The sequence below is a fragment of the Citrobacter sp. wls706 genome (assembly GCF_005281305.1).
Taxonomy (GTDB): domain Bacteria; phylum Pseudomonadota; class Gammaproteobacteria; order Enterobacterales; family Enterobacteriaceae; genus Citrobacter; species Citrobacter werkmanii.
The window spans coordinates 104,220-126,711 of the sequence record NZ_SZXG01000029.1 but is presented as its reverse complement, the minus strand read 5'-3'; the positions used below and the strand labels follow the sequence as shown (position 1 = coordinate 126,711).

21 protein-coding genes and 1 riboswitch are annotated in these 22,492 nt (G+C 50.1%); of the genes, 16 read left to right on the top strand and 5 right to left on the bottom strand.

Going from position 1 to position 22,492, the window contains the following annotated elements:
• The first annotated feature begins 212 nt into the window (after positions 1–212).
• The 5 genes from bglX to FDW92_RS05495 all read left to right on the top strand — a co-directional run bounded on the left by bglX (position 213) and on the right by FDW92_RS05495 (position 6,488).
• On the top strand, positions 213–2,510 hold the full coding sequence (gene bglX, locus FDW92_RS05515; RefSeq protein WP_072014726.1) for a beta-glucosidase BglX: 2,298 nt from the start codon (positions 213–215) through the stop codon (positions 2,508–2,510).
• A gap of 223 nt (positions 2,511–2,733) precedes the next feature.
• On the top strand, positions 2,734–3,651 hold the full coding sequence (locus FDW92_RS05510) for an ABC transporter substrate-binding protein (protein ID WP_042307354.1): 918 nt from the start codon (positions 2,734–2,736) through the stop codon (positions 3,649–3,651).
• Positions 3,652–3,666: 15 nt separating this feature from the next.
• Positions 3,667–4,833, top strand: a complete 1,167-nt coding sequence (locus FDW92_RS05505; RefSeq protein ID WP_042307355.1) for an ABC transporter permease — start codon at positions 3,667–3,669, stop codon at positions 4,831–4,833.
• On the top strand, positions 4,826–5,773 hold the full coding sequence (locus FDW92_RS05500) for an ABC transporter ATP-binding protein (RefSeq protein WP_042307358.1): 948 nt from the start codon (positions 4,826–4,828) through the stop codon (positions 5,771–5,773). Before FDW92_RS05505 ends, FDW92_RS05500 begins: the two co-directional genes overlap by 8 nt.
• A complete protein-coding gene (locus FDW92_RS05495; protein WP_042307360.1) occupies positions 5,757–6,488 on the top strand; it encodes an ABC transporter permease in 732 nt (243 codons plus the stop codon). The genes FDW92_RS05500 and FDW92_RS05495 overlap by 17 nt, the downstream gene beginning before the upstream one ends.
• Here FDW92_RS05495 and FDW92_RS05490 read toward each other — a convergent pair.
• The gene (locus FDW92_RS05490; RefSeq protein WP_003027354.1) at positions 6,469–6,576 is read right to left on the bottom strand and encodes a protein YohO; all 108 of its coding nucleotides are present in this window, start codon (positions 6,574–6,576) and stop codon (positions 6,469–6,471) included. The genes FDW92_RS05495 and FDW92_RS05490 overlap by 20 nt on opposite strands.
• A gap of 51 nt (positions 6,577–6,627) precedes the next feature.
• Positions 6,628–7,359, bottom strand: coding sequence for an HTH-type transcriptional regulator MlrA (gene mlrA, locus FDW92_RS05485; protein WP_042307362.1), 732 nt, complete (start codon positions 7,357–7,359; stop codon positions 6,628–6,630).
• Positions 7,360–7,584: 225 nt separating this feature from the next.
• On the opposite strand from mlrA, the gene FDW92_RS05480 reads away from it, so the two are divergent.
• From FDW92_RS05480 to FDW92_RS05470, 3 genes are read left to right on the top strand one after another with little or no spacing between them, the layout of a single operon-like run.
• Positions 7,585–9,270 (top strand): sensor histidine kinase, encoded by a 1,686-nt coding sequence (locus tag FDW92_RS05480; RefSeq protein ID WP_042307365.1) that lies wholly within the window; start codon positions 7,585–7,587, stop codon positions 9,268–9,270.
• A complete protein-coding gene (gene btsR / locus FDW92_RS05475) occupies positions 9,267–9,986 on the top strand; it encodes a two-component system response regulator BtsR (RefSeq protein ID WP_042307368.1) in 720 nt (239 codons plus the stop codon). The genes FDW92_RS05480 and btsR overlap by 4 nt, the downstream gene beginning before the upstream one ends.
• Positions 9,987–10,032: 46 nt before the next feature.
• Complete coding sequence (locus FDW92_RS05470) at positions 10,033–10,503, top strand: DUF1456 family protein (protein ID WP_042307978.1); 471 nt, start codon at positions 10,033–10,035, stop codon at positions 10,501–10,503.
• Positions 10,504–10,547: 44 nt separating this feature from the next.
• Here the strand turns inward: FDW92_RS05470 and FDW92_RS05465 are convergent, their stop codons facing one another.
• Together FDW92_RS05465 and metG are read right to left on the bottom strand one after the other, a co-directional pair.
• A complete protein-coding gene (locus FDW92_RS05465; protein WP_042307369.1) occupies positions 10,548–11,006 on the bottom strand; it encodes a YehR family lipoprotein in 459 nt (152 codons plus the stop codon).
• A 205-nt stretch (positions 11,007–11,211) separates the two neighbouring features.
• Positions 11,212–13,245, bottom strand: a complete 2,034-nt coding sequence (gene metG, locus FDW92_RS05460) for a methionine--tRNA ligase (RefSeq protein ID WP_079223487.1) — start codon at positions 13,243–13,245, stop codon at positions 11,212–11,214.
• Positions 13,246–13,409: 164 nt separating this feature from the next.
• Here metG and apbC point away from each other — a divergent pair, with 164 nt between their 5' ends.
• The 6 genes from apbC (at position 13,410) to FDW92_RS05430 (ending at position 20,108) form a co-directional block, all read left to right on the top strand.
• The gene (gene apbC, locus FDW92_RS05455; RefSeq protein WP_042307372.1) at positions 13,410–14,519 is read left to right on the top strand and encodes an iron-sulfur cluster carrier protein ApbC; all 1,110 of its coding nucleotides are present in this window, start codon (positions 13,410–13,412) and stop codon (positions 14,517–14,519) included.
• A 265-nt stretch (positions 14,520–14,784) separates the two neighbouring features.
• Positions 14,785–15,066: a DUF2574 family protein gene (locus FDW92_RS05450; protein WP_042307374.1), complete on the top strand. Its 282-nt coding sequence runs from the start codon at positions 14,785–14,787 to the stop codon at positions 15,064–15,066.
• A 277-nt stretch (positions 15,067–15,343) separates the two neighbouring features.
• The gene (locus FDW92_RS05445; RefSeq protein ID WP_137400581.1) at positions 15,344–15,898 is read left to right on the top strand and encodes a fimbrial protein; all 555 of its coding nucleotides are present in this window, start codon (positions 15,344–15,346) and stop codon (positions 15,896–15,898) included.
• A gap of 47 nt (positions 15,899–15,945) precedes the next feature.
• Positions 15,946–16,629, top strand: coding sequence for a fimbria/pilus periplasmic chaperone (locus FDW92_RS05440; RefSeq protein ID WP_042307377.1), 684 nt, complete (start codon positions 15,946–15,948; stop codon positions 16,627–16,629).
• Between the two features lie 12 nt (positions 16,630–16,641).
• Positions 16,642–19,119: a fimbrial biogenesis outer membrane usher protein gene (locus FDW92_RS05435; protein ID WP_042307378.1), complete on the top strand. Its 2,478-nt coding sequence runs from the start codon at positions 16,642–16,644 to the stop codon at positions 19,117–19,119.
• Positions 19,120–19,127: 8 nt separating this feature from the next.
• On the top strand, positions 19,128–20,108 hold the full coding sequence (locus FDW92_RS05430) for a fimbrial protein (RefSeq protein WP_042307379.1): 981 nt from the start codon (positions 19,128–19,130) through the stop codon (positions 20,106–20,108).
• A gap of 69 nt (positions 20,109–20,177) precedes the next feature.
• Here FDW92_RS05430 and FDW92_RS05425 read toward each other — a convergent pair whose 3' ends face one another.
• On the bottom strand, positions 20,178–20,510 hold the full coding sequence (locus tag FDW92_RS05425) for an RcnB family protein (RefSeq protein ID WP_006683848.1): 333 nt from the start codon (positions 20,508–20,510) through the stop codon (positions 20,178–20,180).
• Between the two features lie 237 nt (positions 20,511–20,747).
• Positions 20,748–20,844, top strand: a riboswitch (TPP riboswitch).
• A gap of 31 nt (positions 20,845–20,875) precedes the next feature.
• Between FDW92_RS05425 and thiM the strand changes: the two genes are divergently transcribed.
• Together thiM and thiD are read left to right on the top strand one after the other, a co-directional pair.
• A complete protein-coding gene (gene thiM / locus FDW92_RS05420) occupies positions 20,876–21,664 on the top strand; it encodes a hydroxyethylthiazole kinase (RefSeq protein WP_042307380.1) in 789 nt (262 codons plus the stop codon).
• Entirely contained in the window at positions 21,661–22,461 is an 801-nt protein-coding gene (gene thiD / locus FDW92_RS05415) for a bifunctional hydroxymethylpyrimidine kinase/phosphomethylpyrimidine kinase (RefSeq protein ID WP_042307381.1), read from the top strand. Before thiM ends, thiD begins: the two co-directional genes overlap by 4 nt.
• The last annotated feature ends 31 nt before the right edge of the window (positions 22,462–22,492 follow it).

Genomic DNA, 22,492 nt, shown 5'->3' with positions numbered 1-22,492 from the left:
ACTCAATATCAGGAACAAGCATAGCGCTTTGTATGACAATACGCTTTCTCATTCATATTGTCTCTGGCTTGTCTTTCATTGATTCACGCTGGTTTTGAAAATTAGGAGAATAACCTTAGCTTTCTTTAGCGCTCCCGTTTAGTCTTACGGCAAATTGCGGTTTTTGTTATATTTTCGCTGATGCGTCAGGAAAAAATAAAGAGAGAATCAACATGAAATGGCTATGTTCTGTAGGTGTTGCGGTGAGTCTGGCGGTGCAACCCGCGCTGGCGGACACTCTGTTTGGTAACCATCCGCTAACGCCAGAAGCGCGGGATGCATTTGTTACCGATTTACTCAAACAGATGACCGTGGATGAGAAAATTGGTCAATTACGCTTAATCAGCGTCGGGCCTGATAATCCGAAGGAAGCCATCCGCGAGATGATCAAAGACGGGCAGGTTGGGGCAATTTTTAACACCGTAACACGCCAGGATATCCGCAAAATGCAGGATCAGGTGATGGAACTCAGCCGCCTGAAAATTCCTCTCTTTTTTGCCTACGACGTATTGCACGGCCAGCGTACCGTGTTCCCGATAAGCCTCGGTCTGGCGTCCTCCTTTAATCTCGATGCGGTCAGAACCGTCGGTCGCGTTTCAGCGTATGAAGCTGCCGATGATGGCCTGAACATGACCTGGGCGCCGATGGTTGATGTCTCCCGCGATCCGCGCTGGGGCCGGGCATCGGAAGGGTTTGGCGAAGACACGTATTTGACCGCCACGATGGGTAAAACCATGGTGGAAGCGATGCAGGGGAAAAGCCCTGCCGATCGCTATTCGGTAATGACCAGCGTCAAGCACTTCGCCGCTTATGGCGCGGTAGAGGGCGGGAAAGAGTACAACACCGTCGATATGAGCCCGCAGCGTCTGTTTAATGACTACATGCCGCCGTACAAAGCCGGGCTGGATGCCGGTAGCGGCGCGGTGATGGTAGGACTTAATTCGCTTAACGGTACGCCGGCGACGTCGGATGCCTGGCTGTTGAAAGACGTGCTGCGCGATGAGTGGGGCTTTAAAGGCATCACCGTTTCCGATCACGGCGCGATTAAGGAACTGATTAAGCACGGCACCGCCTCCGATCCTGAGGATGCGGTACGCGTGGCTATCAAGTCAGGTATCAACATGAGTATGAGCGATGAGTATTACAGCAAATACCTGCCGGGGCTGATTAAATCAGGCAAAGTGACAATGGCGGAGCTTGACGACGCTGCTCGTCACGTGCTGAACGTGAAATATGATATGGGGCTGTTTAACGATCCGTACAGCCATCTGGGAGCCAAAGAATCTGATCCGGTGGATACCAACGCCGAAAGCCGCCTGCACCGTAAAGAAGCGCGTGAAGTGGCGCGTGAAAGCCTGGTGCTGCTGAAAAACCGCCTCGACACGCTGCCGCTGAAAAAATCCGCCACCGTGGCGGTTGTCGGGCCACTGGCCGACAGCAAGCGTGATGTGATGGGTAGTTGGTCCGCAGCCGGGGTTGCCGATCAGTCGGTCACGGTGCTGACAGGGATTAAAAATGCCATTGGCGAGCAGGGTAAAGTGGTATACGCCAAAGGGGCGAATATCACCAACGATAAAGGTATTGTCGACTTCCTGAACCTGTATGAAGAGGCGGTGAAAGTTGACCCGCGCTCGCCGCAGGCGATGATTGATGAAGCCGTTAATGCGGCGAAACAGTCTGATGTGGTGGTTGCGGTGGTCGGTGAAGCACAGGGAATGGCGCATGAAGCCTCCAGCCGTACGGACATTACTATTCCGCAGAGTCAACGTGACCTGATTGCCGCGCTGAAAGCAACGGGTAAACCGCTGGTGCTGGTGCTGATGAACGGACGTCCGCTGGCGCTGGTTAAGGAAGATCAACAGGCTGATGCGATCCTCGAAACCTGGTTTGCCGGGACGGAAGGCGGTAACGCCATCGCCGATGTGTTGTTTGGCGATTACAACCCATCAGGCAAGCTGCCGATGTCCTTCCCACGCTCTGTCGGACAGATCCCGGTCTATTACAGCCATCTCAATACCGGTCGTCCGTATAACGCCGATAAGCCGAATAAGTACACCTCGCGTTATTTTGACGAAGCAAACGGTCCGTTGTATCCCTTTGGCTATGGCCTGAGCTATACCACCTTTACCGTTTCGGATGTGAAACTCTCTGCACCGACGATGAAACGTGACGGGACCGTGACGGCCAGCGTTCAGGTGACCAACACCGGCAAGCGCGAAGGTGCGACGGTGATTCAGATGTATTTGCAGGATGTGACCGCTTCAATGAGCCGTCCGGTAAAACAGCTGAAAGGCTTTGAGAAAGTGAATCTTAAACCGGGTGAAACGCAGACCGTCAGCTTCCCGATTGATATCGAAGCGCTGAAATTCTGGAACCAGCGTATGAAATACGATGCTGAACCGGGTAAATTTAACGTCTTTATCGGCGTGGATTCCGCCAGAGTGAAGCAGGGTGAATTTGAACTGCTGTAGTTGATGAAGAAAGCCACGCATCATGCCTGATGGCGCAATGCTTATCTGGTCTATGAAATAACGCTATCCGGCAAATTCACCTTGGGTTTGCCGGATTTTTTTATCGCCTTACTGCTAATTACTCTCAGTGTTACTACCCAATTGCCAGGTTAAGGCCTGATTTTTCGACTATGCTTTTTCCTCAAGTCTCTGAAAAGGGCCGCAAAAGGATGAGGAGCACAGCATGATAATCTCAAAGTTTGGGGTAGGGGCGTTGGCATTGTTAGCCGCGATAAGTATGCCCTTACAGGCCGCGTCACCCGTTACGGTTGGGTCAAAAATTGATACCGAAGGGGCGCTGCTCGGTAACATTATTTTGCAAGTGCTCGAAAGCCATGGTGTGAAAACCGTCAATAAAGTGCAACTGGGGACTACGCCAGTGGTGCGTGGCGCGATTACATCCGGCGAGCTGGATATCTACCCGGAATATACTGGCAATGGCGCCTTCTTCTTTAAAGATGAGAATGATCCGGCGTGGAAAAATGCGCAGGCTGGTTTCGACAAAGTGAAAAAGCTGGACGCAGAGAAAAATAAACTGGTCTGGCTAACGCCTGCGCCCGCCAACAATACCTGGACCATTGCGGTCCGTCAGGATGTCGCCGAAAAGAATAAACTGGTTTCGCTTGCAGATTTAGGGCGCTACCTGAAAGAGGGGGGCACCTTCAAACTGGCCGCCTCTGCGGAGTTTATCGAGCGTGCGGACGCGCTGCCCGCGTTTGAAAAAGCCTATGATTTTAAACTGAATCAGAATCAGCTTTTATCACTGGCCGGGGGGGATACCGCCGTGACGATTAAAGCCGCAGCGCAGCAAACCTCCGGCGTCAATGCCGCGATGGCCTACGGTACCGATGGTCCGGTCGCCGCGCTGGGGCTGCAAACGTTAAGCGATCCGCAAGGCGTTCAGCCGATTTATGCGCCTGCGCCAGTGGTACGTGAGTCGGTACTCAAGGCCTATCCGAAAATGGAAGAATGGCTGCAGCCTGTTTTTGCCAGTCTGGATGAAAAAACGCTCCAGCAGCTTAACGCCAGTATTGCCGTAGAGGGTCTGGATGCAAAAAAAGTTGCAGCAGATTATCTGAAGCAAAAAGGATGGGTTAAGTAACGGAATTTACGGCGGGTGGGTGTTTTGTCCAATATCTCGGTTAATCGGGTGCTGTTGCTGCTGGTTCTTCTTACCTTCGCAGCAGCTGCGCTTCCTTTCATTAGTTATGCCCCCAATCGCCTGGTTTCCGGCGAAGGTCGTCAACTCTGGGATATCAGGCCCGACATGGCGTGGGGACTGGCGGTGGCATGTTTGCTACTGTTTCTTCTGTGCTTTGTGTCGGGCAAATCCGGCAATATATTGACGCTTGTTATCAGCCAGTTGTTGGTGATTGCGGCGCTGGTAACTGCAGGTACAACGGCAACGTATCTGGCGCAGACGGGCAGTACGCTGGCCAGAACCAGTCTTGGCTCCGGGTTCTGGCTGGGTCTCGGATTCATGTTGCTGGCTGCCAGTGACGCCATTCGGCGCATCACCCGTCAGATGTTGTGGCGATGGGTGCTGCATGCGCAACTTTTTGTTATGCCGATAGTGTTATTACTGTCCGGCACGTTTAACGATCTTTCCCTGCTTAAAGAGTATGCCAACCGCCAGGATGTCTTTAACGACGCACTGGCGCAGCATCTGACTATTCTGTTCGGCACCGTCATACCCGCGCTATTCCTTGGTGTGCCGCTGGGCGTTTGGTGCTCTTTTTCTGACTCGCGTCAGGGACCGGTTTTCGCCGTACTGAACATTATCCAGACCATCCCCTCGGTGGCCTTGTTTGGCCTGTTGATTGCGCCACTTGCTGGGCTGGTTAAGCATTTTCCCTCGTTAAGCTCACTCGGCGTTGCGGGAACCGGCCTGACACCCGCGCTTATTGCGTTGGTACTGTACGCGCTCTTACCGTTGGTACGTGGCGTCGTGGCTGGACTGAATCAGGTTCCAGTGGATGTACTGGAAAGCGCCCGGGCGATGGGGATGAGCGCGCGTCAACGGTTTATCTCGGTGCAGTTGCCGCTGGCGCTGCCTGTCTTCTTGCGCAGTCTGCGGGTGGTGATGATCCAGACGGTAGGGATGGCGGTGATTGCCGCGCTGATCGGCGCCGGGGGCTTTGGCGCGCTGGTCTTTCAGGGATTGCTCAGTAGCGCCGTTGATTTAGTGCTGCTGGGCGTGATCCCGGTAGTTGTGCTGGCAGTGTTGATTGATGCGCTGTTTGATTTAGGGCTAGCGCTGCTGAAGGGAACGAATAATGATTGAATTTAGTCATGTCAGTAAAACCTACGGTCAGCAAAAAGCCGTCGACGACCTTAATCTGCATTTGGCGGAGGGGAGCTTTTCGGTGCTGATTGGCACGTCGGGTTCCGGAAAATCCACCACACTGAAGATGATCAACCGACTGGTCGAGCATGACAGCGGGCAGATTCGTTTTGCGGGGGAGGAGATCCGCAGTCTGCCGGTACTGGAGTTAAGGCGGCGTATGGGGTACGCGATCCAGTCTATCGGTTTGTTCCCGCACTGGACCGTCGCGCAGAACATCGCCACCGTGCCGCAATTACAAAAGTGGTCGCGCTCGCGTATTGATGATCGAACAGATGAACTTATGGCGCTGTTGGGGCTGGAGGCGAGTTTGCGTCACCGTTACCCACATCAGCTTTCCGGTGGGCAGCAGCAGCGGGTTGGGGTTGCGCGCGCCCTGGCGGCAGATCCACAGGTGCTATTGATGGATGAGCCTTTTGGCGCGCTGGATCCTGTCACCCGCGGTGCGTTGCAGCAGGAGATGACCCGTATTCATCGTCTGCTGGGGCGTACCATCGTATTAGTGACGCATGATATCGACGAGGCGCTGAGGCTGGCGGAACATCTGGTCCTGATGGACGCGGGGAAGGTCGTGCAGCAAGGGACGCCGCTATCGATGCTGACTGCGCCAGCGAACGATTTCGTACAAACGTTCTTTGGCCGCAGCGAACTGGGCGTGCGGTTACTGTCGCTGCGTACGGTGGGTGATTTTATCCGTCGCGGCGAACATTCAGACGGTGAGCCGCTGGTGGCTGAAATGACGCTGCGTGATGCGCTGTCGATGTTTGTGGCGCGGGGGTGCGATGTCCTGCCGGTTGTGACGCCGCAGGGCGTGTCCTGCGGTACGCTTCACTTTCGCGATCTGCTTTCGGAGATGCCGCCCCGTGAAACGTCTTACTGATCCACTGCTGTGGCTGGTTGTCCTGTTCCTGATCCTGTTGGTCGGGTTACCGCACAGTCAGGCCCTGTTTAGTTCGCTGTTTCCTGAGTTGCCGCGCCCCGTGTATCAGCAGGAAAGTTTTACGGCGCTGGCGCTGAGTCATTTTGCGCTGGTAGGAATATCGAGTCTTATCGCCGTACTCATCGGCACCGGTGCCGGGATTGCGGTAACCCGGCCCTGGGGGGCAGAGTTCAGGCCGATGGTGGAAACTATCGCCGCCGTGGGGCAGACTTTTCCCCCGGTCGCGGTGCTGGCGATTGCCGTGCCGGTGATGGGATTTGGTCTTGAGCCGGCGGTTATCGCGCTGATCCTGTATGGCGTGTTACCGATCCTACAGGCAACCCTGGCGGGGCTGGGAGGCATCTCTGCCAGCGTGATGGATATCGCCAGCGGGATGGGGATGAGTCGCTGGCAGCGCCTGCGTAAAGTGGAGTTGCCGCTGGCGGCACCGGTTATTCTGGCGGGGATCCGCACGTCGGTGATCATTAATATCGGCACCGCAACGATAGCCTCAACCGTCGGGGCGAATACGCTGGGTACGCCGATAATTATCGGACTTAGCGGATTCAATACCGCGTATGTGATTCAGGGGGCGTTGCTGGTCGCGTTGGCGGCAGTGATTGTAGATCGCGGATTTGAGCGATTAGCGAGCTACCTTACCCGGCACGTAAAATGAATGTGTAGCCTGCCAGCATGACGCCGCCGATACCGCCGATAGCCATCAGCAGGAAGAGGGTTATTACACCGATTTTAGCTGCGCTCATTGTGCACTCCTTATGTGAATCTAAGGATTGTACACTTTTGTTAATAGAATATTAAATACCGAGTGGATAAATATCGTGACCTAACGCGCGCCATTCACTCAACTGCTGTTGCTGAGCGGGCGTCTGGTTCTCGCCGCACCAGACAAGTAAGGTTCGCCCTTCGAACATTTCCGGTCGTAGTTGGTTCAGTGAATGGGCCAGAACGTCAACGCGCCATCCCTGCTGACTGGCAACCCAACCCTCTAGCCATAAGCGGGTGGTATCGTGAATATTCCAGCCGACAACCAGCGCATCTTTACCCTGTTTCTTGCGTGCTGAGGCCAGACAAATTGCGATGTAGTTGATGAGGACGCCGTCGAGGATCCCGAGTAACGCCTGGAGGATCGGCTGCTGACACTGTAGACGGCGGCGTAACGGTGTGAACAAATGGGTGTTGAGCGTTTGCGCAGGATAATCCTGGCCACGCTCTTTGATCCACATTCTCAGACTATGCAAATTATTGCTTTGCAAATAGCTTAATAGCGTCTCTTGCTGTTCACGCCAGCCGTTATGCACATCAATGTTCTCATTGCTGAGCAACATTTTCACCTTACTGACCTGAACGCCGTTGTTTATCCAGCGTTTTATCTCACGGATCCTGTCGATATCCGCGTCGTTAAACAGACGATGACCGCCGTCTGTCCGCTGCGGTTTGAGTAATCCGTAACGCCTCTGCCACGCGCGTAAAGTGACAGGGTTGATATCACAAAGCAAAGCCACTTCACCGATTGTGTAAAGCGCCATCGTCGTCTCACTCTTGCTCGCGAGGTCCCAGTTTTACTTTAGACGCTCTTTTGCGAACCAGGTAGTTTTGTCTGTTTTTTGATCAATGAATGGTTGGGTTTGTCGTCATGCTCGCGCTTTCGAGTGATCGTTCTCACAAATTCCTGTTTTTTTGCAACACTTCAAAGAAAGTTACGCGCAGCCCATGTATGTTACGCGCTTTTAAGTGATGTGTGGTTGGCGCGTATGTACGAGTTTAATCTGGTGTTGCTGCTGCTTCAGCAGATGTGCGTGTTTCTCGTTATCGCGTGGCTGATGAGCAAAACGCGTTTGTTTATCCCGCTGATGCAGGTCACTATCCGTCTCCCGCACAAACTGCTTTGCTATGTCACCTTTTCCATTTTCTGCATTTTGGGCACCTATTTCGGGCTGCACATTGATGACTCTATTGCTAATACGCGTGCTATCGGCGCGGTGATGGGCGGACTGCTCGGCGGTCCCGTAGTCGGTGGTTTAGTCGGTCTTACCGGTGGCTTGCACCGTTATTCAATGGGCGGTATGACGGCGCTAAGCTGCATGATTTCGACCATTGTGGAAGGTTTACTCGGCGGGCTGGTGCACAGCGTGCTCACCCGTCGTGGTCGTACCGATAAAGTCTTTAGCCCACTGACGGCGGGTGCCATCACCTTTGTGGCTGAACTGGTACAGATGCTGATTATCTTATTAATTGCTCGTCCGTTTGATGATGCGTTTCGGTTGGTCAGCAATATTGCCGCGCCGATGATGGTCACCAATACCGTGGGCGCAGCCCTGTTTATGCGTATTTTGCTCGATAAACGAGCGATGTTTGAAAAATACACCTCCGCTTTTTCCGCTACTGCGCTCAAAGTTGCCGCCTCTACGGAAGGTATTTTGCGTCAGGGGTTCAACGAGGTTAACAGCATGAAGGTGGCTCAGGTGCTGTACGAAGAGCTGGATATCGGCGCGGTGGCGATTACCGATCGTGAGAAGCTGCTGGCATTTACCGGCATTGGTGACGATCACCACCTGCCTGGTAAACCGATTTCGTCGTCGTACACTCTACGGGCAATAGAAACCGGAGAGGTGGTGTATGCCGACGGGAATGAAGTCCCATACCGTTGTTCTTTGCATCCGCAATGCAAATTAGGCTCGACGCTGGTGATTCCGCTGCGGGGTGAAAACCAGCGGGTGATGGGGACCATCAAACTGTATGAGGCTAAAAACCGCCTCTTTAGCTCGATCAACCGCACGTTGGGGGAGGGGATCGCTCAGCTACTTTCGGCGCAAATACTGGCTGGACAGTACGAGCGGCAAAAAGCAATGCTTACGCAGTCAGAAATAAAACTCCTGCATGCCCAGGTGAATCCTCATTTTCTGTTCAATGCGCTCAATACCATCAAAGCCGTGATCCGCCGTGATAGCGAGCAGGCCAGTCAACTGGTGCAGTATCTGTCGACCTTCTTTCGCAAAAACTTAAAGCGTCCGTCGGAGATTGTCACACTGGCCGATGAAATTGAGCACGTGAACGCCTATTTGCAAATTGAAAAGGCGCGATTCCAGTCGCGGCTGCAGGTGACCTTAACGGTGCCTGATGAACTTTCGTATCAGCAATTACCGGCTTTTACCCTGCAGCCCATCGTGGAGAATGCCATTAAGCACGGTACCTCTCAGTTACTGGATACCGGAGAGGTGTCGATTACCGCCCGTCGCGAAGGGCAGTATCTGATGCTTGATATTGAAGATAATGCCGGACTGTATCAGCCAACGTCTGAGGCCAGCGGGTTGGGTATGAATCTGGTCGATAAACGACTGCGCGAGCGGTTTGGCGATGATTTTGGCATCAGCGTAGCGTGTGAACCTGACCGCTTTACCCGAATCACATTACGACTTCCTCTGGAGGAACAGGCATGATCAAAGTGCTGATTGTCGATGACGAACCGTTAGCGCGGGAGAATCTGCGGATCCTGTTGCAGGAGCAAAGCGACATCGAGATTGTCGGGGAATGTTCGAACGCGGTGGAAGCCATCGGCGCGGTACATAAACTGCGCCCGGATGTCCTGTTTCTCGATATTCAGATGCCGCGTATCAGCGGCCTGGAAATGGTCGGTATGCTTGATCCCGAGCATCGCCCGTACATTGTTTTCCTGACCGCCTTTGATGAGTATGCGGTTAAAGCCTTTGAAGAACACGCGTTTGATTATCTGCTCAAGCCGATTGAAGAGGCGCGGCTGGAAAAAACGCTGAGCCGTTTGCGTCAGGAACGCACGAAGCAGGATGTATCGCTACTGCCCGAGCATCAGCAGGCGCTGAAGTTTATTCCGTGCAGCGGTCATAGCCGTATTTATTTGCTGCAAATGGATGATGTAGCGTTTATCAGTAGTCGTATGAGCGGCGTGTATGTCACCAGTAGCGATGGTAAAGAGGGGTTTACAGAGTTGACGCTCAGAACGCTGGAAAGTCGTACGCCACTACTGCGCTGCCACCGCCAATATCTGGTGAATTTAGCGCAGTTGCAGGAAATCCGGCTGGAAGATAATGGCCAGGCCGAGCTGATTTTGCGTAACGGGCTGACCGTTCCGGTGAGCCGTCGTTATCTTAAAAGTCTAAAAGAGGCGATTGGACTGTAAAACTGATACACTGCGCGCCATTGCATCACCGACTGTTGAAGGCTCTATGCTAAGTAACGATATTCTTCGTAGCCTGCGCTACACCCTGAAAGCGAACAATAACGACATGGTGCGTATTCTTGCGCTTGCTGACATGGAATCCACCTCTGCGGGTTTTGATACCTGGATGACAAAAGAAGATGAAGATGGGTTTGTGCGCTGCCCGGATATCATTCTTTCCGGTTTTTTAAACGGTCTGATTTATCATCTGCGCGGGAAAGATGATTCAGCGCCGGAACTGGCGCTTGAGCGTCGTGTTAATAACAATACGGTGCTGAAAAAGCTGCGTATCGCCTTTTCGCTGAAAACCGATGATATTCTGGCCATTATGACCGAGCAGAAATTTCGCGTGTCGATGCCGGAAATTACCGCCATGATGCGCGCGCCGGATCATAAAAACTATCGCGAATGTGGCGATCAGTTCCTGCGTTATTTCCTGCGCGGTTTGACCTCTCGCGTACACAACGCGAAAGCATAACGAGAAAAACGGGCGACCACGATTAAAATCGGGTCGCCGGTCGTTTATTTCACTTCTTTAAAACCCGCCGCTTCCATTACCGTTTGCATTTGCTTCATGCTGATGTTTTTATCGGCATTCTCAGATAGCTTCATCCCGGAGATGGCCTGCAACGATTTTATATCGACCTTTTCCATATCGATGGTGACATTTTCTTGCGCGTAGGTGTCTGTATAGGTGAGCTTTTCTTCAATGCCCGGAATATTATGATATTTAGCGCTTAAGGCGTCGAAGACTTTTGCTGCTTCTTCTTTATTGCTGGCGCCGACAGACGCATAGCTGATTTTGCTTTCAGAAATTTGTTTCAGAACCTTATCGCCCTTATAGGTGTAAGAGACGGTAATATCCGAGCCGTTAAGGTTGGCATTGAAAGTTTTCGTCTCTTCTTTATCACCGCAACCCGCGAGGGAAAAAACCAGAACAGATGCCGCGGCGAGTGAAAGTAATTTTTGTAACGCTTTCATGTAAAACTCCATTTCATGAATATTGGATGCAAAATAATAGAGCCTGTGAATTTAATGGGCCCGTACGACCTTAATAGCAAAGCAGTATAGAATAAATCTAATCGTGATAACTGAGCAGTCCGAAAATAGAGTGAAGTGACGAGTTTAAGATTAGGGGAAAAGCTAACGCAAAAAAAAGCGCTGCCATTGCAGCGCTTGATATATCTTACTTCACCTGTTGGCCAGGTTTTGCACCTTCGTCCGGGCTTAACAGGAAGATATCTTTCCCGCCAGGACCTGCCGCCATTACCATACCTTCGGAAATACCGAAGCGCATTTTACGCGGTGCCAGGTTGGCAACCATAATGGTCTGGCGTCCAATCAGGACCTGCGGATCCGGATAAGCAGAACGAATACCGGAGAAGACGTTGCGCTTCTCGCCACCGAGATCCAGCGTCAGACGCAGCAGTTTGTCAGAACCGTCTACGAACTCAGCGTTTTCAATCAACGCGACGCGCAGGTCAACTTTGGCGAAATCGTCAAAGGTGATGGTTTCCTGAATCGGATCGTCCGCCAGCGGGCCGGTAACCGGTGCGGCCGCGGCTTTCACCTCTTCTTTAGACGCTTCAACCAGCGCTTCAACTTGCTTCATGTCGATGCGATTGTAGAGTGCCTTAAAGGTGTTGACCTTGTGACCGAGCAGCGGCTGCTCGATAGCATCCCAGTTCAGTTCGCTGTTCAGGAAGGCTTCAACGCGTTCAGCCAGCGTCGGCAGTACCGGTTTCAGGTAAGTCATCAGAACGCGGAACAGGTTGATGCCCATTGAGCAAATTGCCTGCAGGTCCGCATCGCGGCCTTCCTGTTTAGCCACAACCCACGGGGCCTGTTCGTCAACGTAGCGGTTTGCCACGTCGGCCAGCGCCATGATTTCACGGATAGCTTTACCGAATTCACGGCTTTCCCACGCTTCGCCAATGACTGCAGCGGCATCGGTGAAGGTTTTATACAGTGCCGGGTCGGCCAGTTCAGCCGCCAGCACGCCGTCGAAACGCTTGGCGATAAAGCCTGCGTTACGGGAGGCCAGGTTGACCACTTTGTTGACGATGTCGGCGTTAACGCGCTGGACAAAGTCTTCCAGGTTCAGGTCGATGTCATCAATACGTGAAGAGAGCTTCGCCGTGTAGTAGTAACGCAGGCTGTCGGCGTCGAAGTGCTTCAGCCAGGTGCTGGCCTTAATAAAGGTGCCGCGAGATTTGGACATCTTCGCGCCGTTCACCGTCACATAACCGTGTACGAACAGGTTAGTCGGCTTACGGAAGTTGCTGCCTTCCAGCATGGCAGGCCAGAACAGGCTGTGGAAGTAGACGATGTCCTTGCCGATGAAATGATACAGCTCGGCGTCGGAGTCTTTTTTCCAGTACTCATCAAAACTGGTCGTGTCGCCGCGCTTGTCGCACAGATTTTTGAACGATCCCATATAGCCAATTGGCGCATCCAGCCAGACGTAGAAGTACTTGCCAGGCGCATTCGGGATTTCAAAACCGAAGTACGGTGAGTCGCGGGAAATATCCCACTGCTGCAGGCCAGATTCAAACCATTCCTGCATTTTGTTGGCGACCTGCTCCTGCAACGCGCCGCTGCGCGTCCACGCCTGCAGCATTTCGCTGAACGATGGCAGGTCAAAGAAGAAGTGTTCTGAGTCACGCATCACCGGTGTTGCGCCGGAAACGACGGATTTCGGCTCGATAAGTTCGGTCGGGCTGTAGGTTGCGCCGCAGACTTCACAGTTATCGCCGTACTGATCCGGAGACTTACATTTCGGACAGGTGCCTTTAACGAAACGGTCAGGCAGGAACATGCCTTTTTCCGGATCGTACAGTTGGGAGATAGTGCGGTTTTTAATAAAACCGTTCTCCTTCAGGCGCGTGTAAATCAGCTCAGACAGCTCACGGTTCTCTTCGCTATGCGTAGAGTGGTAGTTGTCGTAGCTGATGTCAAAACCTGCAAAATCAGTCTGATGCTCCTGACTCATTTCACCGATCATCTGCTCTGGCGTGATCCCAAGTTGCTGTGCTTTCAGCATGATTGGCGTACCGTGGGCGTCGTCCGCGCAGATGAAGTTTACCTGGTGGCCGCGCATTCGCTGGTAACGGACCCAGACATCAGCCTGGATGTGCTCCAGCATATGGCCGAGGTGGATAGAGCCGTTGGCGTACGGCAGCGCGCACGTTACCAGAATTTTCTTCGCGACTTGAGTCATAGTGGGCAATTACTTCTTTTGTAGTGAAAAGGGCTTTGATAGTACCAAAATGGTAATTACTGCGCCAAGCGATAAGGGCATTTATACGTAAATGAATAATTGTTGCGGTTGGAGTAAACTACCTGGTGACTATTGTATTTTCAGAACAACAAAAAGGAGTCGGGATGAACCCACAATCCCAGGCCAAATCACCAGAAACCCTGCGCGCGATGGTCGCCGGGACGCTGGCGAATTTTCAGCATTCAACCCTGAAGCATAATCTGACGACGCTTAAAGCGTTGCACCACGTCGCCTGGATGGATGACACGTTGCACGTCGAGCTGGTCATGCCCTTCGTCTGGCATAGCGCGTTTGAAGCATTAAAAGAGCAATGCAGTGCCGATCTGCTGCGTATTACCGGCGCGAAGGCGATTGACTGGAAGTTGTCGCATAACATCGCGACGCTGAAGCGCGTGAAAAACCAGCCGGGTATTAATGGTGTGAAGAACATCATTGCCGTTAGCTCGGGCAAAGGTGGCGTAGGCAAATCCTCGACCGCGGTGAACCTGGCGCTGGCGCTGGCTGCGGAAGGGGCGAAGGTGGGCATTCTTGACGCCGATATTTATGGCCCGTCCATCCCGACGATGCTCGGTGCGGAAAACCAGCGTCCAACTTCGCCGGACGGCACTCATATGGCGCCGATTATGTCTCACGGTCTGGCGACCAACTCCATTGGCTATCTGGTCACTGACGATAACGCCATGGTGTGGCGCGGCCCGATGGCCAGTAAAGCGCTGTTGCAGATGCTGCAGGAAACCTTATGGCCGGATCTTGATTATCTGGTACTGGATATGCCGCCGGGCACCGGTGACATCCAACTGACGCTGGCGCAGAACATTCCGGTAACAGGGGCGGTTGTAGTGACCACGCCGCAGGATATTGCGCTGATCGATGCGAAAAAAGGCATTGTGATGTTCGAAAAAGTCGAAGTGCCGGTGTTGGGTATTGTTGAGAATATGAGTATGCATATTTGCAGCAATTGCGGTCATCATGAGCCAATCTTTGGCACCGGTGGCGCGCAGAAACTGGCCGAGCAGTACCACACCCAACTGCTGGGACAAATGCCGCTGCATATTTCTCTGCGTGAAGACCTCGATCGCGGTACACCGACGGTTATCAGCCGCCCAGACAGCGAATTTACTGCTATTTACCGTGACCTTGCAGGGCGCGTAGCAGCGCAGCTGTACTGGCAGGGTGAAGTTATTCCTGGCGAGATTGCCTTCCGCGCGGTGTAATTTATCGCGTTAAATATTATTCACCGCATCAATTATATATTGATGTGGTGAATATATAAGATGAAGGGAAAATAGAGTATTGTTTATCCTACCTTAATAAAACATGATTTTTTCTGAATTAAATCCGTTATTCATCATTTAAATTGATCATGCCTATCTCATTGATTTAGTATTTCAATTGGTTTTCGCGTGATAGTACATCTATCATTGCGCCAAATAACCACCCTGCATGTTAAATCGGGTTTAATACAGGAACGACATTTAGATGAAAAAAACTTTGTCGCTGGGAATTATAGTTCTGGCTTATGGATTAAGTCTTCCCACATTGGGCGCAGATACCGCAACCTTAACTATTAGCGGCACCGTTGTCGCGCCGACCTGCAGTACTGAAGTGGTAAATGCTCAACTTCAACAGCGCTGCGGCAACACCACCCACGTTTCCAGTACCGAACAAACTGTCACGTCGGTGGCGAGGGGAGTAACAACGGAACTGGTGGCTATTCCGGGGAGCGATAATCGTCAAATTATCCTCAATCGCTACGACTAGAATATTCTCTTTCATATAGCCCATATCACCTTCATGAATGATATGGGCTTTTTTATTTATCCTAAAAATAAATATGAATGGTAAATTACGCTAACTTATTAATTGTGCAAATAAGTTTGGTTTCTATCTATTTGTTGCGATTATATTGCACGGAGTAACTTGTTTTAAATCAAAAAAACATTCCGTTTACATTGCGGTAACGATTTAAACGTGTAGATTCTAGTTACAGGAATAACACCGCGTAACAAATCTAAATATATTGATTAAGGAAGATACTATGAATCGTTCAATTATTGCTGCTGTATTGGCTGGCGTATTTTTGAGTGGTGGGGCTTATGCTGCTCCTGCAGAGGAACAAGGAACTTTGACAATTACTGGCGAAGTAACAGGTACCGCTTGTCGATTCGATAATGGGAATAACGTTTCTGCAATTGAATTAGGAAATGTACCTGCTTCGGCATTTCAAGGTTACGATGTTGGCGTTGATGTTCCATTTGGCGAAAATGAAGCGACAACACCAATGATTTTGGTATGCGATCCAACCAAAGATGTAATTATTAAAGTTGATGGTGCTGCTTTCGATTATAATGATGTTATCGAAAACACAGTGGCTCAGGGTTCTGGTGGTGCTACCGGTGTTGGTTTTAAATTATACCATAAAAATAAGTTAATTGAAAAAGACGGAAACTCAACGCTTGCTATTTCTGATCTTAAATCATTAGGCGATAATAAATATGAGTTGCTTCTTTCTGCGCGGTATGCAAAAGTAGCAACTAACGTTTCTGAGGGTAAGGTAAACGGAACTGTAAAACTGATGGTCATCCAGGAATAATGTTATGCCGGCAACCTTGGTTGCCGGCATAAAATAAGGAATGAAAAATGAAGATGCTATGTGCGGTAATCACATTATCAGTTGTTACACCAGTTCATGCAGGGATAGTGATTTATGGCACAAGAGTTATTTACCCCGCGGAAAAAAGTGAAATAACGCTGCAGTTAATGAACCAGGAACAAAATGCCTCTCTGGTTCAGGCCTGGATCGATGATGGTAATACATCATTACCGCCAGAGAAGATTCAGGTTCCCTTTTTATTAACGCCTCCAGTGGTCAGGGTGCCGGGCAATTCAGGTCAACAGCTCAAAATCAAAAAAATGCCCAATACGTTGCCGAAAAATAAAGAGAGCCTGTTTTATCTTAATGTACTGGATATTCCGCCTAATAACCCAGTAAATGCTGGCAAGAATGTTATAAAGTTTGCGATGCAGAATCGTATTAAATTATTTTACCGTCCGTCAGGTATTGCACCAGTTAATAGTGCGACTTTCAAAAAAATAGTTTTGGTACGCAATGGTAAGAGTTTTATCATAAAAAATGACAATGCTAATTGGGTTACGGTAGCTGAGATAAAATTTGGCAGTGTGAAAATAAATGATAAATCAGTGATGGTCGCACCATTCTCTAGTGAACCCGTCATGGTTAAAAGTAGTAACGCTAACCAATATAAATTAACCATTATCAATGATTATGGCAGCTTTATAAGTGATAGCGTCAGCTTGAAATAACAGGAGCTGATTATGTTAAGGATGACCCCGCTTGCTTCTGCGATATTAATTTCGTTATGGAGTATTACTACCTATGCTGAAGAGACCTTCGATACCAATTTTATGACTGGTGGTATGAAGGGGGCGAAGGTTTCTGATTTCCGTATTGATGATAACCATCCATTGCCAGGGCAGTATGATGTTGATATCTATGTCAATACTCAATGGCGCGGTAAATATGAGATTACTGTTAAAGACACCCCTGAAGAAACTTGTCTGTCCCGCGATACGATTTCGCGTTTAGGAATTAATACTGATGAGATCGATAAAACCCAGACATGTCTGACGCTTAAGCAAATGGTTCAAGGAGGAAGCTATAGTTGGAATATAGGAAAATTTCAGTTAAACCTTAGCGTACCCCAGGCTTATGTAGATGAATTGGAAAATGGTTATGTTCCCCCAGAAAACTGGGACCGTGGAATTAATGCTCTTTATACTTCTTATTACCTTAGTCAGTACTACAGCGACTATAAAAATTCTGGTAATAGTAAAAGCACCTATGCTCGTTTTAACAGTGGACTGAATCTGCTGGGCTGGCAGTTACATTCAGATGCCAGCTATACCAAAGCTCAAGACAGTAGCGGTGAGTGGAAAAGTAATACTTTTTACCTTGAGCGTGGGATCTCGCAAATTCTCGGTACTCTGCGTGTCGGGGATATGTACACATCGTCTGATATTTTTGACTCTGTGCGCTTTCGCGGAGTGCGAGTGTACCGTGATATGCAGATGTTACCGAACTCAAGGCAAAATTTTACGCCATTGGTTCAGGGGATTGCACAGAGTAATGCGTTAGTGACTATTGAGCAGAACGGCTTTGTGGTTTACCAAAAAGAGGTACCGCCAGGTCCGTTTTCTATCGCTGATTTACAACTGGCGGGCGGTGGTGCTGATCTTGATGTCAGTATTAAAGAGGCCGATGGGTCAGTAACGACCTATCTGGTACCGTTCTCTTCTGTCCCGAATATGCTGCAACCTGGTGTATCCAAATATGATTTTGTCGCTGGTCGCAGCCATATTGAGGGTGCAAGTAACCAAACCGATTTTACCCAGCTAAGTTATCAATATGGGTGGAATAACCTCTTGACGTTATACGCCGGTACGATGCTCGCTGATAACTACAATTCGTTTACGTTAGGGACTGGCTGGAATACCCGAATTGGCGCCATCTCCGTGGATGCGACGCGTTCGCACAGTAAACAGGATAATGGCGATGTATTTGATGGGCAAAGCTATCAAATTGCTTATAATAAATATTTAACACAAACCGCCACGCGTTTTGGCCTTGCTGCCTATCGATACTCATCACGGGATTACCGAACGTTTAACGATCACGTTTGGGCTAATAATAAAGACAGCTATCATCGTGATGAAAATGATGTTTATGACATTGCAGATTATTACCAGAATGATTTTGGCCGTAAAAATAGTTTTTCTGCAAACATCAACCAATCTTTACCAGTCGGCTGGGGGTCTGTGTCACTGAGTACACTATGGCGCGATTATTGGGGGCGTAGCGGCAGCAATAAAGATTATCAGTTGAGTTATTCCAATACATGGCAACGGATCAGTTATACGTTTTCTGCCAGTCAGACTTATGATGAAAATCATCGCGAAGATAAGCGGTTTAACTTTTTTATCTCTATTCCGTTTGAATGGGGTGATGATATTACTTCAAGAAGCCGACGTTTATATGTATCCAATTCAACAACTTTTGATGATGACGGCTTTGCCTCAAATACGACCGGGCTTTCAGGAACGATTGGCGATCGCGACCAGTTTAACTACGGTGTCAACCTGAGTCATCAGCGTCAGGACAGCGAAACGATGGCTGGTGCCAACCTAACGTGGAATGCACCGCTTGCTACGCTAAACGGCAGCTATAGCCAGTCAAATAAATATATGCAAGCCAGCGGCAATATTTCAGGCGGGGTGTTGGCATGGTCTGGCGGAGTGAATCTGGCTAATCGTCTCTCAGATACCTTTGCTATTCTTCAGGCTCCGGGACTGGAAGGGGCCTATGTTAACGGGCAACGATACCGTACCACGAACCATAACGGTGTAGTGTTATACGATACTATTACCCCCTATCGGGAAAATAACCTGATGCTGGATATTTCAAATACGAACAGTGAAACCGAGTTGATGGGGAATCGACACAGTACCGCTCCCTATCGGGGTGCCGTGGTGTTGGTTAAATTTGAGACCGATCAACGTCAGCCATGGTTTATTCGTGCGTTGCGTCCAGATGGTTCACCGCTGACGTTTGGCTATGAAGTTGAAGACAGCCATGGACAAAATATTGGTGTGGTAGGTCAGGGAAGTCAGCTTTTTATTCGTACCAACCAAGTACCGCCGGAGATAAAAGTGGCGGTCGATAAACAACAGGGACTTTCATGCGCAATCACCTTCGATAAAACGATTGATGAAAGTAAAGTTTATATTTGTCGGTGAGGTGATACATGAAAAAGTATTACATAATGTTGGTTTTATTATTTCCAATGATGTCTTACGCAACTTGCTCGGGAACGCAAGAAAAAGATGCTAACATTAGTTTCACATTAACGGACCAAGGGGAGACTAAAAATTTCAATACGAATTTTGATGGGAGTTTTAGTTGTTATAGCTCTGGAGATAAAATTTATATAGCCAATAGCCTACAAGATTATATAGTTGAATTGCAAAATTCTTCAGGCGGGAAATCTATATATATTAAATTAAATGCTTCTGTCGGGGGGGAATCGCCAATACCTACGCCAGGTTCAGTATTTCCCAGTCGTGATTATTCAGCAGCAGATCTGTTTAATACAAAAGATATTCAACTTAAGGTTGAATATGTCGACGCTCCTGGTAATGTAAAACAGCGGTTTTCTAACACCAGCACCTTTACTATTGATGATGCGATTATATTTTCATCAAATTCCAGCTGTAGTTTGACAAATATTTTAGCATGTTTACTAGGTCTGAATGCTTCATTTTCGCAAAAAATAACCTTCAATATAACGCATAAACCGACAACCTGTAAGTTTTTACAGTCTGATTATGCTATTTCTTTACCGAATATTTCTATGAAAGATTTACAGGCTGGTAGATATGGAGAAAATGTTTCTGATACTCTCAAGCTAGAATGTAACGGTGTGTATAGTGTAGCAACAAATCCTGTAACACTTAAAGTTTCTTCTGGCGATTGGTCGGATGATGGACTTACCCTGAAAAACACTTTACCTGATGGTGCGCAAGGAGTGGGATTTAATATCTACAGTGGTTCAGATACCAGTGTCCCCTTAAAAAACGGATCTGTTTTAAAAAGAATAGAAAAGATGGGGGCGGTTGATAAATATTATAATTTTATAGTTAGTGCCAGGTATGCACGAATTAATAATGAACCGTTACGAACAGGGAAAGTGCAAAGCAAGGTTGTTTTTACTATTACATATGATTGATTTTTCATGAAATTTAGAACACGAATTGCCTCTTGGACAGTACGTGTTCTTCATTTTAATTAAATACCATTATCGATGATAAAAAATCTCGCCATCGTAGGCTTTAATGATCTTAGCATCGGCATCATTGACCAGCACATACGCGCCGCCCATATAGGTCCAGTGGGTACCTGCCGTCGGTGCGGGCAGGTTGCGCAGATTCCACTGCTTAATGGTGTATTCGCTGGTGAGATACAGTGGTGGAACTTTGTCACCGGGTTTGAAATGGGTAAAGTCAGCAATAAAACTTTTTAGCTCATATTGATCAATACCCTTTGCGGCAGCAGTAGCTGTAGGCGCGGCCCAGACAGTGCTGGTTACGAGCAACAGCGCGCCCAGCAACATTTTCTTCTTCATACCCATCCTCTCTACCTGTTCGGGTCATCAAAATCAGTCATGTATGATTCCTGGCTAACAGGACATCTGACAAGCATTATTTTGTGATCACTCCAGTAATTTCGTAAAAAGTGTAAATGAAAGTACAGAAATCCGGCAACTGTGACCAGAGGTTTAGCGGCGAAGCATCAGCGTGCCGTGCCGATTTACATCATCAGACACAGGCAGTATCCTGTTGCTGAAACCAGCATATTACGTTTGTGTTTCAACGACTCGGAGTGCCCTTCCTGGTGAAGGCTGAGAAATACCCGTACCACCTGATCTGGATAATGCCAGCGTAGGGAAGTCTGACACTGCTCGTGTCCCTTCTTCGCGCGGGCAGGAGCTGAACCATGCAGCCTGACCTGCACAGCCGCGCGCTCGCGGCCCACGCCTTACACCAATTTAGAACGCTTTCCCCACTTGTACACTGTATGACCAATGAGGTCGTGCAAAACTTTACCGCCAATACGCTGTTGGCGTTAGGCGCATCACCTGCGATGGTGATTGAGCCCGAGGAAGCCAGCCAGTTTGCGGCTATCGCCAGCGCGTTGCTGGTTAACGTCGGCACGCTTACTCGTGACCGGGCCACGGCGATGCGCGCTGCCGTTGAGCAGGCATACCTTGCTAAAACCCCCTGGGCGCTCGATCCCGTTGCCGTGGGCGCTCTTGAGTTTCGCCGCCGCTTTTGTCTGGATTTACTGTCGCTACAGCCAGCCGTAATTCGCGGTAATGCCTCGGAAATACTGGCGCTGGCGGGGATGAACGGCGGGGGGCGTGGCGTGGATACGACCGATACGCCAACCGCTGCGCTTGGCGCGGCCCAGGCGTTGGCTCGTGAGGTAGGGACCATCGTCGTGGTGACCGGCGAAGTGGACTATGTTACCGATGCTCAGCGTACCGTCTGCGTGAATGGCGGCGATATATTGATGACGCGCGTGGTCGGCACAGGTTGCGCGCTATCTGCGGTCGTTGCGGCCAGCTGTGCCTTGCCCGGCGACCGGCTTGATAACGTCGCCTCCGCCTGTAGCTGGATGAAGCAGGCTGGACAAATCGCCACGCAACAATCGACCGGACCGGGCAGTTTTGTCCCTGCATTTCTCGACGCCCTCTATAACCTGAACGCGCAGGAGCAAGCATGAAACGGATTAACGCATTAACGATCGCCGGAACCGATCCCAGCGGTGGCGCGGGTATTCAGGCCGATTTAAAAACTTTCTCCGCGCTTGGCGCTTACGGCTGTTCGGTGATCACCGCGTTGGTGGCGCAAAATACGCGCGGGGTGCAGTCGGTGTATCGCATTGAACCTGACTTTGTCGCCGCACAACTGGACTCGGTGTTCAGCGATGTACGTATCGATACCACCAAAATCGGCATGCTGGCGGAAGCGGATATTGTTGAAGCGGTGGCCGAACGTTTGCACCGCCATCGGGTGCAAAATGTGGTGCTGGATACGGTGATGCTGGCGAAAAGTGGCGATCCGTTACTGTCGCCCGCGGCGGTAGAAACGCTGCGTACCCGTTTGTTGCCGCAGGTTTCAATTATCACCCCAAATTTGCCGGAGGCCGCGGCATTGCTCGGCGCATCGCATGCGCAAACTGAGCAGGAGATGTTAGAACAGGGAAGGGAGCTGCGAGCGCTGGGCTGTGAGGCCGTGCTGATGAAAGGCGGTCATCTGGAGGATGCGCAAAGCCCGGACTGGCTGTTTACCCGTGATGGCGAACAGCGTTTTACTGCGCCAAGGGTGATGACCAAAAATACCCACGGTACCGGTTGTACTCTTTCCGCAGCGCTGGCGGCGCTGCGTCCACGGCATAACAATTGGGCTGATACGGTACAGGAAGCCAAACTGTGGCTTTCGGCGGCGCTGGCACAGGCTGACACGCTGGAAGTGGGTGAGGGAATTGGTCCGGTGCATCATTTCCACGCGTGGTGGTAATGAGTATACTGGCTGCAGAAACGGCTGCAGG

Excerpts from the sequence above, each read along its gene's own strand:
- mlrA (WP_042307362.1), bottom strand. The coding sequence starts at position 7,359 with ATGGCGCTTTACACAATCGGTGAAGTGGCTTTGCTTTGTGATATCAAC.
- thiM (WP_042307380.1), top strand. The coding sequence starts at position 20,876 with ATGCAGCCTGACCTGCACAGCCGCGCGCTCGCGGCCCACGCCTTACAC.
- thiD (WP_042307381.1), top strand. The coding sequence starts at position 21,661 with ATGAAACGGATTAACGCATTAACGATCGCCGGAACCGATCCCAGCGGT.
- FDW92_RS05450 (WP_042307374.1), top strand. The coding sequence starts at position 14,785 with ATGAAAAAAACTTTGTCGCTGGGAATTATAGTTCTGGCTTATGGATTA.
- FDW92_RS05425 (WP_006683848.1), bottom strand. The coding sequence starts at position 20,510 with ATGGGTATGAAGAAGAAAATGTTGCTGGGCGCGCTGTTGCTCGTAACC.
- FDW92_RS05470 (WP_042307978.1), top strand. The coding sequence starts at position 10,033 with ATGCTAAGTAACGATATTCTTCGTAGCCTGCGCTACACCCTGAAAGCG.
- metG (WP_079223487.1), bottom strand. The coding sequence starts at position 13,245 with ATGACTCAAGTCGCGAAGAAAATTCTGGTAACGTGCGCGCTGCCGTAC.
- FDW92_RS05500 (WP_042307358.1), top strand. The coding sequence starts at position 4,826 with ATGATTGAATTTAGTCATGTCAGTAAAACCTACGGTCAGCAAAAAGCC.
- btsR (WP_042307368.1), top strand. The coding sequence starts at position 9,267 with ATGATCAAAGTGCTGATTGTCGATGACGAACCGTTAGCGCGGGAGAAT.
- FDW92_RS05480 (WP_042307365.1), top strand. The coding sequence starts at position 7,585 with ATGTACGAGTTTAATCTGGTGTTGCTGCTGCTTCAGCAGATGTGCGTG.
- FDW92_RS05445 (WP_137400581.1), top strand. The coding sequence starts at position 15,344 with ATGAATCGTTCAATTATTGCTGCTGTATTGGCTGGCGTATTTTTGAGT.
- FDW92_RS05490 (WP_003027354.1), bottom strand. The coding sequence starts at position 6,576 with ATGAGCGCAGCTAAAATCGGTGTAATAACCCTCTTCCTGCTGATGGCT.
- FDW92_RS05435 (WP_042307378.1), top strand. The coding sequence starts at position 16,642 with ATGTTAAGGATGACCCCGCTTGCTTCTGCGATATTAATTTCGTTATGG.
- FDW92_RS05510 (WP_042307354.1), top strand. The coding sequence starts at position 2,734 with ATGATAATCTCAAAGTTTGGGGTAGGGGCGTTGGCATTGTTAGCCGCG.
- apbC (WP_042307372.1), top strand. The coding sequence starts at position 13,410 with ATGAACCCACAATCCCAGGCCAAATCACCAGAAACCCTGCGCGCGATG.
- FDW92_RS05465 (WP_042307369.1), bottom strand. The coding sequence starts at position 11,006 with ATGAAAGCGTTACAAAAATTACTTTCACTCGCCGCGGCATCTGTTCTG.
- FDW92_RS05440 (WP_042307377.1), top strand. The coding sequence starts at position 15,946 with ATGAAGATGCTATGTGCGGTAATCACATTATCAGTTGTTACACCAGTT.
- FDW92_RS05430 (WP_042307379.1), top strand. The coding sequence starts at position 19,128 with ATGAAAAAGTATTACATAATGTTGGTTTTATTATTTCCAATGATGTCT.
- bglX (WP_072014726.1), top strand. The coding sequence starts at position 213 with ATGAAATGGCTATGTTCTGTAGGTGTTGCGGTGAGTCTGGCGGTGCAA.